The following is a 15,710-nucleotide window of genomic DNA, read 5'->3' on the forward strand; positions in this document are numbered from 1 at the left end:
CTTTTGGTATATGATAGAATATTTATTATAGATTAATAAATATTTTCATCAAGTTTTTGTTACTGATGGCAACAGCGTTTATACGTTGTTGCCATTTGTGCTTTTTACAGCAAGTGAACAATTACCACAATACAAAGAATAGTAATTATGAAAAAGGCATTCTCTGTTTTGATTATAATTTTAACAATAGTTTTTATACCGTTGTACAGTGCTGAAAGCAAATCTATTCAAAGTCTGAATGATTTAAGTTCCTGCAAAGGACTTTACACATACAGCGGATATAATTATGCATATTTTTATGGCTATACATCCGATACACTATATTCGGCACAATCAATACCTGATATAAATTTAAGATACATTAAAGTTGACGGTCTCATCAGAGCTGTATGTCATAATGAAAACTGCGCCTACGCTCTGTATGAATCAAAGACAACAGGACGGAGTTACTTAATTGTAAGAATGAATATGCAAAGCGGCGCATGCGATTACTTTGATATTGGGGCACAAAACAACATAATCAACTCATCATTCGCAGTTATTGACGACGAAATATTTATTATACGTACAGACAGCTATAATTCATATGCGGCAAGTTATGATATAAACGGAAAAAGAAAATACAATTATAAATTTGATTTTAATATAGAAAAATTATTTATCAATAACTCAAAGGCATATGCTGTCCTATCTAACGGAGATATTTATGCCCTTGAAAACGGAACGCATACTTATCGCAATAATCTCGGTAATAATCATAATTTTGCAAATGCAGGAGCAGGTTATATCTATACCGAGGGGAAATTACTCATATCGCTTACCGACAACTCACGTGAAAATATCATCAACGCAAAAGCGTCTAAAGTCGTAAAATGCGAAAACAAATTATTTAATTTTACAGGAAACACATTAAAATCATCGGACGGAGGTAAAATTACCATCCCCGATGCATATATGCTGACAGCAACTGCAAATTTAATATCTGTTTTATCATCAAACTATGAATGTAACACAATAAATATTTTAGAAATGTATGAAAACAGAAGCGGCAATAATGATTATGACAACAATACAAATCAAAGCTATCAAGACTTAGAAAACCAATATAAAGTAAAAGATAATATAATGCTCGGCATAGAAAGCGGAACAACTGTTTTTCAATTTAAGAAAAATTTTCCTGACGAAATAACGGTATATAACAAGGACGGAGATGCTTCCGCAAGCGGTAAAATTGCTACCGGATTTCAGTGCAAAGTTTATGATAATACATACAAAATCGCCGTGCGAGGCGATGTGACCGGAGAGGGAAACGTTAAATCAAACGATGTTGATGTTATTATGAAAAATATTGTAGGTCTTTATTCGTTGGAAAATGAATTTTATGCCGCAGCCGATTACAACTTTGACGGTGTTTTGGACAACAGAGATTTGGTTTTAATTGCGCAAAAATGTCAAAGTCAATAGATTAGAATTTTTAAACAACAAAGCCTTATATTCAATAAAATATACAAATTTCTTTTATATATATCAAAATCAGCCTTTCATTTGATATAATAAAAAAAATCATAGAAAGCTGTGAGTTTATGACTAACAAAAATTTGATTGATGTTGAAGCAATGACTACCGAGCAAATTGAAAAGGTTGTTAAAAGAGCAAAAAAAATTATGCAAAGCCCTGCTGATTATCGCCACGCTTGTGACGGCAAAATTCTTGCCACATTGTTTTATGAGCCGAGTACAAGAACCCAAATGTCGTTTCAGACCGCAATGTTAAAGCTTGGCGGAAGAACTATCGGCTTTGATAACCCGATGAATTCTTCAGTTGCAAAAGGTGAAAGTTTAAAAGACACAATTACAATCATCAGCGAATATGCAGATATAATTGCAATCAGACATCCGGTTGAGGGAACTGCAAAAGCAGCCTCATTATATTCGGAAGTTCCACTCATTAACTGCGGAGACGGCGGTCACCTCCACCCCACACAAACGCTGACCGATATTGTAACATTAAGCTGCGAAAAAGGTCGCCTTGATAACCTCAAAGTAGGTTTGTGCGGCGACTTGCTTAACGGACGAACAGTACATTCTTTGATTAAAGCGTTGGCAAAGTACGAAAATAATTCCTTTGTCCTGATTTCAACGCCGGAACTCAGCGTTCCTCTTTATGTAATTGATATACTTGAAAAACACGGCTGTAAATACGAGATTTCACACAGCCTTGCCGATTCAATCGGTGATCTTGATGTTCTCTATATGACAAGGATTCAGAGAGAACGCTTTAAAGATGAAAAAGATTATCAGGCACAAAAAAATGTATTTGTTCTTGATAAGCAAAAACTTGATAAAGCACGCAATGATATGATTATCCTGCATCCATTGCCAAGGGTAAATGAAATCACGGTTGATATAGATGATGACCCAAGAGCTTTATACTTTAAACAGGCTCAGTACGGAATGTACGGCAGAATGGCTCTTATTATGCTTATGCTTCAGGATGAAGATTTTACAATTGCAACAAGAGACAATCAGATTTCAGAGCATAAATGTAAAAATCCAAAATGCGTTATACAATCCGAAGAATATTTACCACGCCTATCTTATGAAAAACTGGGTATGGAAATGTGCGAATTTTGTGACAAAAGATTGGATGATTAAAATTAAGGGGACTGAGATTATCTCAGTCCCCTTCTTTATAACCATAATGCAAGTGCCCTCAAAATCAGCAGTTTTCATTCAAAAAAATCAGCAGAAGGTATAATCTCCCGCTGAATATCTGAATATAAGCACCATTGTCGCTTTTTGCAATAAGTCAAAGTCTTGATTTTGTGGGAAAGCAAGTATTATTCCGACTTAAATCAAAAACGCATTGTAAGAGAAATTCTGTTTTTATTTACATCAACAGACAATATTTTCACCTTTACAACATCTCCGACCTTTAGTACTTCGCTTGGGTGTTTAATATACTTGTCACAAATCTGTGAAATGTGAACCAAACCATCCTGATGAACGCCGATATCTACAAACGCACCGAAATCAATTACATTGCGAACCGTTCCGTTAAGCTTCATACCCTCTTTAAGGTCTTTTATGTCAAGCACATCGCTTCTCAACATCGGAGTGGGCAATTCATCTCTTGGGTCTCGTCCCGGTTTTGCAAGTTCCTTTACAATATCATCAAGGGTGGGTAAACCTATTCCAAGTTTTTCGGCAAGCGTTTTTGAACCATAGTTTTTCACTCTGCTTAATATATCGGCAAAGTTTGAAGTTTTTATTTCTTTTTCCGAATATTCAAGCAAAGTTAGCAGCTCTTTTGCACTTTTATAGCTTTCCGGATGCACTCCCGTATTATCAAGCGGATTGTTACTCTCCGGAACACGAAGAAATCCTGCACACTGTTCAAAAGCTTTTGGACCAAGCTTTGGAACCTTTTTTAATTCTGAACGCGAATTAAAAGCTCCGTTTTCCTCACGATAGGTTACTATGTTTTTGCAAACGGTAGAATTTAATCCGGAGACTCTGAGCAAAAGTGCGGGAGAAGCTGTATTTAAATCAGCGCCGACAGAGTTAACGCAATCCTCAACCACACCGTCAAGGGCTTCACCAAGCTGTTTTTGCGGCATATCATGCTGATACTGTCCGACGCCGATTGCTTTTGGCTCTATTTTTACAAGCTCGGCAAGCGGATCCTGTAAACGGCGTGCAATTGAAACAGCGCTTCTGAGAGTTAAGTCAAGTTGGGGCAGCTCAGAAGCGGCAAGTTTTGACGCTGAATATACTGACGCTCCTGCCTCGCTTACCACCATATAATAAACCTTGTGGTCAGCTTCCTTGATAACGTCTGCTGCAAACATTTCAGTTTCTTTGCTTGCGGTTCCGTTGCCGATTGAAATTATGTCAACATCATATTTATTGATTAATCCAAGCAATTTGTGCCTTGACTCCTGTATTTTCTTGTCGGAATGAGTAGGATAAATTACTGCGGTATCAAGTACTTTGCCGGTATCGTCAACAACGGCAACCTTACAGCCTGTACGATACCCCGGGTCAAGTCCGAGAACCGTTTTGCCTTTTACAGGGGGCTGCATCAAAAGCTGTTTCAAATTTAAAGCAAACACTTTTATTGCATTTTCATCTGCCGTTTCGGTAAGCTCGCTTCGTATTTCACGCTCAATTGACGGTGAAATCAGTCTTTGGTATGCGTCGGCACCCGCTTCTTTAATTATATCACTGCACAAAGGATTTGTGTCCTTGTCCAACAACCTGTAAATCACATTAAGCGGTTTTTGATTGTCAAGCTCCACCGATACCTTTAAGAAACCTTCTTTTTCTCCCCTATTAATTGCAAGTATGCGGTGTCCTGCAATTTTTGAAACAGGTTCATTAAAATCATAATAAATTGAATACACGCTGTCCTTTTCTTTATCAGAAGCAGAAGATGAAACAACGCCGTTCACCTTAAACAGATTACGTATTCTTTTGCGAATTTCGGCACTGTCAGATATTTGCTCTGCAATAATATCCATTGCGCCCTTTATTGCATCTTCAGCAGAACTGACATCCTTTTCATCGCTTATAAAATTGCCTGCATAGTCATTCGGATTGAAATTTTCCTCTTGTTTCAAGATTTTAACCGCAAGCGGTTCAAGTCCCTTTTCTTTTGCTATTGAAGCCCTTGTTTTTCTCTTTGGCTTATACGGTCGGTAAATATCTTCCAATTCACTTAATGTTGAAGCCTTGTCAATAAGAGAAACCAATTCTTCGGTAAGCTTTTCCTGTCCGTCAATCAGCGACTTAATTTCCTCTCTGCGCTTATCAATTCCTCTTAGGTACTCAAGTTTTTCGGCAAACTCTCGTATGAGCTGGTCGTCCATTGAGCCATGCATTTCCTTACGGTATCGTGCAATAAACGGAATAGTATTTCCATCATCAAGCAGATTAATTATATTATCGGCATATTCCTTCTTTATATTAAACTGCTGCGAAAGTATTTCTGAATAATCCATTACATCCTCCATATAATTCCGCCTAAAATCGGAATTTAGAATACGGTAATTATATCACACAATAATTGAATTGCAAAGAATTAATGCAAAACTTGATGAATATAATTTATTAAAATATATTCGGAGGTATTTGTATGTCTGATAAAAAGAAAGTCGTAAAATCCGTTATTTTCGGCGTACTTTGCGGTCTGTTATCAACAATTATTTTGATGTGTATTTTGTCTGTCGTAATGCTTACGGGAGGACTTTTTCCAAGCGACATAATTAAATTTGCAATGGTTGGGATTCTTGCGGTCGGAGCTTTTTTCGGCGGATTTATCGCTACAAAAATCAACAAATCCGCCGGACTCGTGGTTGGTTTAATAACCGGATTTGTTATGTTTTTGATTATAACGGCAACGGCATTAACTAAAAACTCAGAACCTGTATCCTATATGACGTTGATTAAGCTTGGGGCTGCGTTGCTTGCAGGCGGTGCAGGAGGAATATTGGGACTAAGAGAAAGAAAAAGAATCAGCATTTGACACATAAACGCTAAACCAAATCAAATAATATCCATATTGTTTCTTAATAATTTGATAAAGGTTGGGTTACTGTGTCAAAATTTAAAATTTATGCAAAATCTATTCTTTTGCCGATAATTGCCGGAGGTATTATCGGACTGATTATTCCCGGATTTATGGATTATGACAGTCTTAACAAGCCTCCTCTTTCGCCTCCTCAAATATTATTTCCGATTGTTTGGGGCGTACTTTATATACTTATGGGAATATCATACGGTATTCTCAAAAGCAAATCACTCACTGACAAAACAATTGACTTTGTCTATTATATTCAGCTTGCCGTGAATCTATTGTGGCCAATAGCATTTTTTGTGTTAAAATGGAGACTGCTCGCACTTGTAATAATCATTATTCTTGATGTTTTTGTATTTGTTATGGGACTTTTGTTTTACAGTAAAGACAAATTAGCAGGAATTTTGCAAATTCCCTATTTTCTATGGATTATATTTGCAACATATCTTAATTTAATGATATTTATTCTGAATTTGTAATAATATATCAAGTAAAATAATGGGTGATAATCTTGTTTTGGGCAATATTATCGCCTTTTATTTTGTCAAAAGTATGAATTATCTCAAAAGATATGGAAATTTAAATTATAATATGATATAATTAACTATATCTATGGTGAAATGGGTTGTCACAAACAATATGTTATTGTTGCCATAACATACAATATATAAGATAATTAGATATATTAATTTTCATATTTTAATAAGAGATAAAAGGAGAAGTGGAAATGGCTCGACTTTTGAAATTACCGAATGAACTAAAAGAATGGAAAGTTGTTTCACGTTTAGCTGATATTAACGACAATTCAGTATTTGAAGTAAGCAAAAATGAATTTGACGGCAGCACCACAAAAGCTAAGCTTTTGCATGTCGTATTTGACAAAGAAAAATATACAAGCGACAATGTTGTTTTTATAAATGAAGAGGCAAATTTTATTAAAAGCATTGCCAAAACAGGAAGCATAAGCAACTATATAGATGTATTTACAGACAACATTCCTACAAAGGAAAAGGCTGAACTGTACATATTTTTTGAAAATTTTCCTACACTTGCCGAATGTTTAAGTTCAAAAAATTTCAGTGAATCCGAAGTTGTAGACTTTGGTATTAAGATGAGTGAAATACTTGAAACACTTGAGGCAAACAATGTATATCATGGCAATATTAACCCTGACAATATTTTTGTGACACCTAACGGAGAATATAAGCTTGGCGGATTTACAGATTTTGACGGTATCAAGGACAAGTCATTCCTTGCACCTGAAATTGATAAAAACAAGCAGGCGGATTTTACGACCGACATTTATTCGCTCGGACTTATAATGTATTATATGAGCAACAACAATCTTCTTCCGTTTTGCCTTAAAGCTGAGGACAAACAGGAAGCAATAAGCAAGAGACTTGAAGGTAACCCGGTTTCGGCTCCGGAAAACGGCGGCGAAAAACTTAAGAGTGTAATTGTTATTGCCTGTCAACCTGAAAATAAAAACAGATGGAAAAACGCAGGAAATATTAAAAATGCGCTTACATCCATAAAATCCGAACTTTCTGTCGAAGAAAAACCAAACGACGAAGTTATCATTCCTCAGAACACGGATTTTGACGGTAACGTATTTGAAGAATATGATTATGAAGATACTGTTCCCGAGCAAAACAATGAAGATGAAACAGAGGAAAAGAATAACGAAGAGGCTGTTTCGGAAAACAACGAACCTCAGATTGAGCCACATAATGATGAACCCGAAAATGATAAAGAGGAAAAAGCTGAGACAGAAGACAAAGATTCAATTCAAAACAAAGATAACAGCAATGAAAATGACTCAATAAAGCCTATTCAAAATGACAACGAAACCGATAACTTCGATGTTGTAGAGGCACCAAAAGAGAATATTGAAGCACCCAAAAAAAATCAGGATAGTATCACAAACTCCACAGAAAAGTCTGACGTTGACTCAACCCCTGAAACAAATTCAAATGAAATTGACAACAGGGTATTTGATAACTATGAACCGACAAAAATTATCAATCTAAAACAACCCTCAGAGGAAAAAGACTACGGAGATTACTTTGATGATGAACCCAAGGATATAAAAAGTAAATCTTCAGAACAATTGTCGAAAGATAACGATGATAATAATTCAGAATTTGATGTACCGGCTTCAAGTTACAAATCGGATACTGATTCTGATGACAACGAAAACACAAAAAAGAGCAAAAAAGGAATTATTATCTTAGTTGCCGCAATAGTTGTAATACTTGCAGCATTAGGAGTATGCGGATATTTTGCAGTTACAAACGGTTGGTTTGGAAATTCAAAACCTGTTGAAACAACAGAATCGACTACCGCCGAAGTTGCTACTACCGCACAGCCGACTACTGCTGCACAAACTACTGTTGAACCTACAACAGAGACACAAAACGTTGATAAATTCGTATTACCTGTTGTTGGTTACGGATATCAGTACGCAAAGGAAATGCTTGAAAACGAGGGATTTGTTGTTCAAATCGGTGAATACAGATACAGCACAAAGTATGAAGAAGGATATGTTATCGCACAGTATCCCGACGAAAGTACAATTGCTCAAAAAGGAAGCGTTATCACACTTGACATTTCATCAGGTCTTATAAGCGACAACTCCGATGACAACCAAAGCAGCCAGAGTTCAAATTCTTCTAAAAACAATGATTCTGACAACTCTTCGGATAATAATTATTCATATAATACATCATATATAAGCCAGTCAGAAGTTGAAAATATGAGCAGAGAGGAACTTAACCTCGCCCTTAACGAAATATACGCACGCAGGGGCAGAATTTTTGAAGACCCTACCCTTTCGGCATACTTTAATTCAAAAGATTGGTATACTCCAAAATATACTGCTGCCGAGTTTTCAAAGAACGTGACATTTAATGAATATGAGCAGGCAAATTTACAGCTTCTTATTAACGAGCAGGAAAAGCGTGGTTACAGGTAAAGTGCAGCAAAATAACTGTTGGGAGCAGGTAATTCGTGAAAGAAAAGATATTTAAATTTTTAAAAAGCAAGACACTTTTTGCTTTTGTGTTTAATGTCGCAATAATGGCGATTTGCATTATTGTTACTTCGTTTTCTTTTGAAAGTTCAGACGATTTTTTAAACTCAGTAAATATTTGTCTAAAGCACTTTTATTACAGCAGTTTCATAAACTATATATTAGCTGTTATAGTCGGTTCGGCACAATATGCATTTAGAGACTTTAACTGCTATGTACTTGCACAAATTTTGCTTTCTTGTTCGGCATTCACTGCAATAACTTTTGTGTTTGCGGATAAGTTTAACAAGAAAATTGCTTTTGGCTTTTCTGCAATAATCAATATTCTTTTTGCGCTGAACCATTATCAAAATATAAACAGCAACAGAACTTCGGCTTTATTGCTTACAGCAGGATTTTTGCTTGTGCTTAATGCAATAAGAAACAAGAGATATAATCTCCCCTGCTGGATTGGCGTTGCAATGATTTCTTTTGGTTCATTCTACAATTATGTATACTTTTTTGTTGCTCTTGGATTTGCGGTTGCTTTTTTCTTTGGAGACCTTATTTCAAAGAAAAAGTTCAAACTGCCGTTTCGCAAATTTTTCTGGTATTTCAGACCGTTTTTGCTTATGTTTTTATTGGTGACAATTGTAGTTTTCGGGCTGAACCAATTTTCCTATTCGGTTAATCATGCAACCGATGAAGCGTCGGATTTTTATAATTATTCGTATCTAAAAACTTCAATCAATAATAATCTTCCGTATCCAAACTTTGAAGATTATGAAGAAAAATTTGCAGATGTCGGTATTAATAGCAAAGGCGATTATGAACTGTTGAAATCAGGATATTATGATTCTGAAAAAGCATTGAATCTTGACGCACTTCAAACGGTTTATGACATTCAAAAAGAAGAAAAAAGCAATGCCTTTTTGACATCATTTACCGATATATTTACTGATAATTATCATCACTTTGCTTCATTTGACTGTGAAGCAATCATTATCCTTGTTTTTATAGGACTTGGCATTTTATTTGTTATATATCAGAAAAATCGTTTTGGATTTTTCCCGATTTTCTATGTTGCGGCCGGTTTGATTTCAAGTTTATTGCTTAGATATTTTTATTCCGGTGCCAAGTATCTTATGTATGGAAATTGGCTTTTGATGGTAGTTCTGCTGTTCTACTCTCTAAACTTTGAAAAAGGCAGAACAAAGCATATACCGCAATTGTTAAAAATCAAGCACGGAAATTTAATAATTGCCTTAGCGGTCATTATTTGCCTTGGCGCCGGTTATATTTCAGTGTATACCGTTCACAACAGCAATAATAAAGACACCGTTCCTCAAAGCTTAATTTCAGAAATTGAAAGAAGTCCACATAAGTACTATGTTTTTGACACAAAAACCGCAATCGGATTATATCAGTTCAGTGAAAATTATATGCATCCGCTTTGGGGATTCAGAGACGGGTATCTTGACAATGTAGACACATTTGGATATTTCCACAATACAGAAAATTTGATAAAAAGAAATATGCCGACCAATATTTATGAAGCTGTTTTGACCAACAGAGAAATTTATGTTATCGACAAAACCTCTGTGGACATTAAAGAAAGGTATTTTACAAACAACTATACTCGAAACGGTCATACAGTCCGTTACAAGCTACTGAATAATATTGACAACTATTGCATATATAATGTTATTGTAGAATAATAACAACATTTAATCTGTATTGTTTTCAGCCTGCATTTTTAAATCAGATTATAATAAAGACCTGACTTTACATCATTTAGAAAGTCAGGTCTTTGTTTTTTATTTAATTAATTTTGTAAAGCAAAATAAATCAGTTATTATATTATTTTTTACTGAATATAATAACTTAGAATTATGTGGAGGGGATTCTGCAATGGCTGAAAACATAACCGATTATTATACACAATCTCGAACACCGGGTCAGCTTGTAAGCGGCGAAAGTCCGTTTAAGCCTGAATTTGAGCAATTTATAAAAGAAAATCCCGGCAGAGGGACATTGAAAGTGCAGGTTAGCGCAGCACGGGAAGCATTTCCGATAAAGGACGTTGTTGTTGACGTTGCGGTAATTCACAACGGAAAGCGCTACACATTATATAACGACTTGACAAATTCATCAGGAATCGTAGACAGAATAGTCTTGCTTGCAAATTCACTTGAAAACTCGTTAAACAGTTCAACCGTAGGCAACGGCGAAACTCAATACCTTTTGTCGCTGTATCACCCGTTGTTTTTGCCGTTAAATAATATTGTTGTAACTATCTATGATAAAGTTGAAACCATTCTTCCGGTTGCTCTTACTCCAACTTCACGAGATGAGGTGCAAGGCTAAATGGCGACAAATCCTGTTGTTGTACCGAACACAATCACAGTACATCTTGGCAGACCCGATGAGGCTGCCGAAAATGTGACTGTAACTTTTACTGATTATATAAAAAATGTTGCCTCAAATGAAATTTATCCTACTTGGCCCGACAGTGCGATACGGGCAAATATTCTCGCTCAAATTTCATTTGCATTAAACAGAATATATACCGAATATTACCGAAGTCGAGGATATGACTTTGATATAACCAACAACACGGTTATTGACCAAGCATTTGTTAAGGACGGAGAAATATTTGACAATATATGTAAAATCGTAGACCAAATCTTCAATAATTATATAGTTAAATCAGGAAGCATCGTTCCGTATGCGGCAAAATTTTGTGATGGAGTCTATACACAATGCAGAGGTCTGTCACAATGGGGGTCTGTTGACCTTGCAAATCAAGGTCTGTTGCCGTATCAAATTTTACAATACTATTATGGCGATGATATTGAAATTGTATATAATGCTCCTGTTGGTGAAAATACGCCGTCATACCCAGGTATTCCTCTTAGGCGCGGAACATTCAGCGATGAAGTTCTGACAATAAAACGCCAACTTAACAGGATTCGTCTTAATTATCCTGCAATCCCCTATATTTCTTCGGCAACAACCGGTATATTTGATGCTGAAACAGAAGATTCGGTCAAAGCGTTTCAACAGATTTTTAATTTAACCGTAGACGGAATTGTCGGAAAAGCAACTTGGTACAAAATTAAACAGATATACAATGCTGTAAAGCAGCTCTCGGAACTTACAAGTGAAGGACTCACCATATCAGATGTTGAACGAAAGTACACAACAGAACTTCAGTATGGCGACAGCGGTGTAAGAGTCAGAGCACTTCAGTATTACCTTGCGTTTTTAGGTTATTTTTATCCCGAACTCCCCCCTATTCCTATCACAGGATTTTTTGATGAAGCAACAAGAGACGCAGTATATTCCTTTCAAAGCGCATACGGTTTACCTGTTAACGGGAAAGTGGATTTAAATACATTTTTAAAAATTGATGAAGTTTATAGGTCAATCGTAAGCGATCTTCCGGCAAACTATCAAAGTGCCATCGGAGAACCGTTTCCCGGAAAATTTCTTGTGGAGGGCGATACAGGAGAGAATTTAAGCATAATCCAAAGATATCTTAACGTAATATCACAAAACGACCCAAATATCAAAAAGGTTGAAGTTACAGGTGAGTTTGACGAAGCAACCAAAGCAGCTGTAATTGCATTGCAAAAACAACTTGGTATTGAACAAAGCGGAGCAATCGGACCTGTAACATGGAGTGAAATTGTGACACTGGGCAATAATCTATAACAGAAATCCACCGTTATTGAGTGATACTGAAATCAGAAAAACAATTTCAGTATAAATCAAATATGCGGTGGATTAAATTATGCTTATATTTAATTTTACAACAAGAATTATTTGCCGTTTTTCCTCAGATAATCTTCAATCTGCTCTTTATCATAAAGTCCAAGGTCATCACAACCGGCAAGAAATTCATTATGATGGCGAACCTCGTGGTGTAGGATTCGCACAAGCTGTTCATAAAGCTTATCTTTTGGCAGGTTTCCATAAACATGACTGATTGAACCGTAATAAAAAACAATTGCATTACCGAGCGAATTACGTATGTACTCGCCAAGAATAAATAAATCGTTGTGCAAAGCGGCAGGATGAATTTTCTGCTGCGGCAAGAGCGAAATTCCGCCGTTTAAATCTCTGTAAAGTTCAAACGGCATTGAGTCCGCAATTTCATCAAGCATTTCAGCACATTCTTCAAAAGTAACCATAATTCAAACAATATCAATAATCAAGATAATCCTTGAGCTTTCTGCTTCTGGATGGATGACGTAATTTACGCAGAGCCTTGGCTTCAATCTGACGAATACGTTCGCGGGTAACATTAAATTCCTTACCAACCTCTTCGAGTGTTCTGCTTCTGCCGTCTTCAAGGCCGAAACGAAGTCTTAATACCTTTTCCTCTCGAGGTGTGAGAGTCGAAAGTACGTCTGAAAGCTGTTCCCTGAGCATTGTATGTGAGGCGGCGTCTGCCGGTGCAGGAGCGTCATTATCAGGAATAAAGTCACCGAGATGGCTGTCCTCCTCCTCGCCGATAGGTGTTTCAAGTGATACAGGCTCCTGAGCCACACGCATAATTTCTCTGACTTTATCTACCGGCATATCGATTTCTTTGGAAATTTCATCTGCCGACGGTTCATGTCCGTTTTGGTGAAGCAACTGGCTTTGAACTTTTTTAACCTTGTTAATTGTTTCAACCATATGAACCGGGATACGAATTGTTCGAGCTTGGTCTGCAATCGCACGGGTAATTGCCTGTCTTATCCACCAAGTTGCATAGGTTGAAAATTTAAAGCCTTTTGTATAGTCGAATTTTTCAACAGCCTTTATAAGTCCGAGATTGCCTTCCTGAATCAAATCAAGGAACTGCATTCCACGTCCAAGATAACGCTTTGCAATGCTGACAACAAGTCTGAGGTTTGCTTCGGAAAGACGTTGTTTTGCTGCAACGTCACCGTCAGAAATACGAATAGCAAGCTCAATTTCCTCTTCGGAAGACAAAAGAGGAACACGACCTATTTCTTTAAGATACACCTTTACAGGGTCATCAATTGTAATTCCCTGGTCAGAGGTGTGAGATGAGCCGTCTCCTGCTTTTCCGTCTGAAAGTTCAAGGTCAATATCGTCAATTTTTATATCGCCCATATCCTCGACAATTTCAATTCCCTGAGCCTCAATAGCATCATAGAGTTTCTCAAGTTTTTCAGGGTCAAAGTCAAGTTCACCGATTGCGTCAAGGATATCCTGATTGGTAAGCTTACCCTTTTGTTTGCCAAGCTCTACAAGTTCTTTAATAACTGTCTTTTTATCCTGTTGTACAGCCATAACATACTTTCCTTTCCATAAACCAAATTACTTTTTATTATCCCTTAGTTTTTTTAGATATTCATTTATATCTTCTCCCGACATTGATGCAATATCATCATTTGAAAGTTTTTGACTTTCTTCGTTAATGACATTTATGTATTCATCAAGAGCCTGTCGAGTTGAAGCAATTGATGAGTGCTTTGAAAGCATCTGATATAATTTTGACGCTTCGTCACCTGAAAAATCTGCCGTAACGCTTGTCAGCGGCGGCAATCCGTTTTCTTCCCTTGCAAGAAAATATTCAAAATAACGTTTCATAAGAGAATTTTGAAATTGCTCTGACTTAATATTATCAGAAATATAATCTGCCGAGTCCGGATTATTTATTAAATAAACAACAAGAGATTCCTCAGCCGAAGAAGAACGAGGTTTTTTATAGTGGTCGGCATTGATTTTATCATTCTTACCGCTTAACTCTGCCCTGATTCTGCGAGCTTCCTTTTTATTGAAATCTCTTCTGTTCCGTCTTTCAAAAGAATTAATTTGCTGAACAAATGCAGCCTTTTCAATCTGAAATTCATTGCTGATTTTTGATGAATAAACATCCCGTTCAATCGGACTTGAGATTGTTGCAACAATTTTTGCTGCCGCTTCAAGATAAGCAACCTTGCCGTCTGATGTCTCAAGGTTGAAATTCTGTTTTAATTTTTGCAGCCTGTAATCAACATCATTACCGCTTTTTTCAAGTTGAGCTTTAAATGCGGCGGCGCCGTCTAGACCTTTGGATTTAATAAACTCGTCGGGATCCTTGCCGTTCGGAATAGTTAAAACACGTACAAGCAACCCGGCATTGCGCAAAATCGGAATTGCTCTCGCTGTGGCCTTTTGCCCTGCTTCATCGGAATCATAACAAATTACAACCTCGTCGGCATATCTTTTCATAAGAACAGCCTGTTCGTTTGTCAATGCCGTTCCGAGTGTTGCAACAGCATTTGTAATACCTGCTTGATTAACGGCTATAACGTCCATATAGCCTTCACAAAGAATCAGCGTTCTGCTGCCGGAATTTTTCGCATTATTAAGCGAGAAAAGATTTTCGCTCTTTTTAAAAACAAGAGTATCGGACGTATTCAGATATTTTGGTTTTTCATCTGTCATAATACGTCCTCCAAAGGCGATTACATTGCCCCTGAGGTCAATAATCGGGAACATAACACGGTTTGAAAATCTGTCATAAATGCCGTTTCCCCGTCTGCTTTTAAATGCAAGGTTAGCGGCTACAATTTCATTATCGGTAAATCCCTTTGAGTGCAAATGATTGCATAACGAATAACGGTCAGGCAAAGCAAAACCAAGCCCAAAATGCCGTATCGTTCGGTCGCTGAGAGCACGGGAATGAAAATAATCAAGACCTATTTTACCTGACTGTGATGTTAAATTTGAGTGGTAAAATCTTGCAGCCTCACGATTAGCCTCAAAAATACGTTTTCTGAGTTTGCTCATACTGTCATCATAAGTATTTTCCGGCATTTCAAGTCCGGCACGCTGAGCCAAAAATTTTACCGCATCTGTATAATCAAGATTTTCAATCTTCATTATAAATGAAATAACATCACCGCCGGCACCGCAGCCAAAGCAATAAAAAGATTCAGTTTCGGTATACACAGTAAAAGACGGGGTTTTCTCGCCATGAAAGGGGCATAATCCGACCAGATTTCTGCCCTTACGCTTTAGGTTGACATATGAAGAAATAACATCTCCTATGTCATTGCGCAATTTTAATTCCTGCAAAAAGCTTTCAGGGAATGGCATTTTAAACCACCTTTCACTA

The 15,710-nt window shown here is 36.8% G+C and carries 12 protein-coding genes; 8 read left to right on the forward strand and 4 right to left on the reverse strand.

Annotated features, from left to right (window positions below; all coding sequences use genetic code 11):
- Positions 1-147: 147 nt before the first annotated feature.
- Positions 148-1,464, forward strand: coding sequence for a dockerin type I repeat-containing protein (locus BLP46_RS01290; protein ID WP_092974400.1), 1,317 nt, complete (start codon positions 148-150; stop codon positions 1,462-1,464).
- A gap of 119 nt (positions 1,465-1,583) precedes the next feature.
- Positions 1,584-2,654 carry an aspartate carbamoyltransferase gene (gene pyrB, locus BLP46_RS01295; protein ID WP_092974403.1) on the forward strand — a complete coding sequence of 357 codons (1,071 nt, stop codon included), beginning with the start codon at positions 1,584-1,586 and terminating at the stop codon, positions 2,652-2,654.
- 200 nt (positions 2,655-2,854) lie between these two features.
- Here pyrB and BLP46_RS01300 read toward each other — a convergent pair whose 3' ends face one another.
- A complete protein-coding gene (locus BLP46_RS01300; protein WP_207645192.1) occupies positions 2,855-5,002 on the reverse strand; it encodes a Tex family protein in 2,148 nt (715 codons plus the stop codon).
- Between the two features lie 134 nt (positions 5,003-5,136).
- On the opposite strand from BLP46_RS01300, the gene BLP46_RS01305 reads away from it, so the two are divergent.
- The 6 genes from BLP46_RS01305 to BLP46_RS01330 all read left to right on the forward strand — a co-directional run bounded on the left by BLP46_RS01305 (position 5,137) and on the right by BLP46_RS01330 (position 12,304).
- Complete coding sequence (locus BLP46_RS01305; RefSeq protein WP_092974409.1) at positions 5,137-5,526, forward strand: TIGR04086 family membrane protein; 390 nt, start codon at positions 5,137-5,139, stop codon at positions 5,524-5,526.
- 71 nt (positions 5,527-5,597) lie between these two features.
- A complete protein-coding gene (locus tag BLP46_RS01310) occupies positions 5,598-6,056 on the forward strand; it encodes a TspO/MBR family protein (protein WP_207645193.1) in 459 nt (152 codons plus the stop codon).
- A 248-nt stretch (positions 6,057-6,304) separates the two neighbouring features.
- A complete protein-coding gene (locus tag BLP46_RS01315; protein WP_092974412.1) occupies positions 6,305-8,551 on the forward strand; it encodes a YARHG domain-containing protein in 2,247 nt (748 codons plus the stop codon).
- Positions 8,552-8,586: 35 nt separating this feature from the next.
- Positions 8,587-10,305, forward strand: a complete 1,719-nt coding sequence (locus tag BLP46_RS01320) for a hypothetical protein (protein WP_092974415.1) — start codon at positions 8,587-8,589, stop codon at positions 10,303-10,305.
- Between the two features lie 193 nt (positions 10,306-10,498).
- The gene (locus tag BLP46_RS01325; RefSeq protein WP_092974418.1) at positions 10,499-10,954 is read left to right on the forward strand and encodes a hypothetical protein; all 456 of its coding nucleotides are present in this window, start codon (positions 10,499-10,501) and stop codon (positions 10,952-10,954) included.
- The gene (locus BLP46_RS01330) at positions 10,955-12,304 is read left to right on the forward strand and encodes a peptidoglycan-binding domain-containing protein (protein ID WP_092974421.1); all 1,350 of its coding nucleotides are present in this window, start codon (positions 10,955-10,957) and stop codon (positions 12,302-12,304) included. It abuts the gene before it with no gap.
- Positions 12,305-12,411: 107 nt separating this feature from the next.
- Here BLP46_RS01330 and BLP46_RS01335 read toward each other — a convergent pair whose 3' ends face one another.
- The 3 genes from BLP46_RS01335 to dnaG are packed head-to-tail and all read right to left on the reverse strand — an operon-like array spanning position 12,412 to position 15,691.
- Positions 12,412-12,783: a metallopeptidase family protein gene (locus BLP46_RS01335; protein WP_092974424.1), complete on the reverse strand. Its 372-nt coding sequence runs from the start codon at positions 12,781-12,783 to the stop codon at positions 12,412-12,414.
- 13 nt (positions 12,784-12,796) lie between these two features.
- Positions 12,797-13,897 (reverse strand): RNA polymerase sigma factor RpoD, encoded by a 1,101-nt coding sequence (gene rpoD, locus BLP46_RS01340; protein WP_092974427.1) that lies wholly within the window; start codon positions 13,895-13,897, stop codon positions 12,797-12,799.
- Positions 13,898-13,924: 27 nt separating this feature from the next.
- Complete coding sequence (gene dnaG, locus BLP46_RS01345) at positions 13,925-15,691, reverse strand: DNA primase (RefSeq protein WP_092974430.1); 1,767 nt, start codon at positions 15,689-15,691, stop codon at positions 13,925-13,927.
- Between the last annotated feature and the right edge of the window lie 19 nt (positions 15,692-15,710).

The sequence above is a fragment of the Ruminococcus sp. YE282 genome (assembly GCA_900101355.1).
In the GTDB taxonomy this organism is placed as follows: Bacteria; Bacillota; Clostridia; order Oscillospirales; family Acutalibacteraceae; genus Ruminococcoides; species Ruminococcoides bromii_A.

Excerpts from the sequence above, each read along its gene's own strand:
- BLP46_RS01290 (WP_092974400.1), top strand. The coding sequence starts at position 148 with ATGAAAAAGGCATTCTCTGTTTTGATTATAATTTTAACAATAGTTTTT.
- pyrB (WP_092974403.1), top strand. The coding sequence starts at position 1,584 with ATGACTAACAAAAATTTGATTGATGTTGAAGCAATGACTACCGAGCAA.
- BLP46_RS01300 (WP_207645192.1), bottom strand. The coding sequence starts at position 5,002 with ATGGATTATTCAGAAATACTTTCGCAGCAGTTTAATATAAAGAAGGAA.
- BLP46_RS01305 (WP_092974409.1), top strand. The coding sequence starts at position 5,137 with ATGTCTGATAAAAAGAAAGTCGTAAAATCCGTTATTTTCGGCGTACTT.
- BLP46_RS01315 (WP_092974412.1), top strand. The coding sequence starts at position 6,305 with ATGGCTCGACTTTTGAAATTACCGAATGAACTAAAAGAATGGAAAGTT.
- BLP46_RS01325 (WP_092974418.1), top strand. The coding sequence starts at position 10,499 with ATGGCTGAAAACATAACCGATTATTATACACAATCTCGAACACCGGGT.
- BLP46_RS01330 (WP_092974421.1), top strand. The coding sequence starts at position 10,955 with ATGGCGACAAATCCTGTTGTTGTACCGAACACAATCACAGTACATCTT.
- BLP46_RS01335 (WP_092974424.1), bottom strand. The coding sequence starts at position 12,783 with ATGGTTACTTTTGAAGAATGTGCTGAAATGCTTGATGAAATTGCGGAC.
- rpoD (WP_092974427.1), bottom strand. The coding sequence starts at position 13,897 with ATGGCTGTACAACAGGATAAAAAGACAGTTATTAAAGAACTTGTAGAG.
- dnaG (WP_092974430.1), bottom strand. The coding sequence starts at position 15,691 with ATGCCATTCCCTGAAAGCTTTTTGCAGGAATTAAAATTGCGCAATGAC.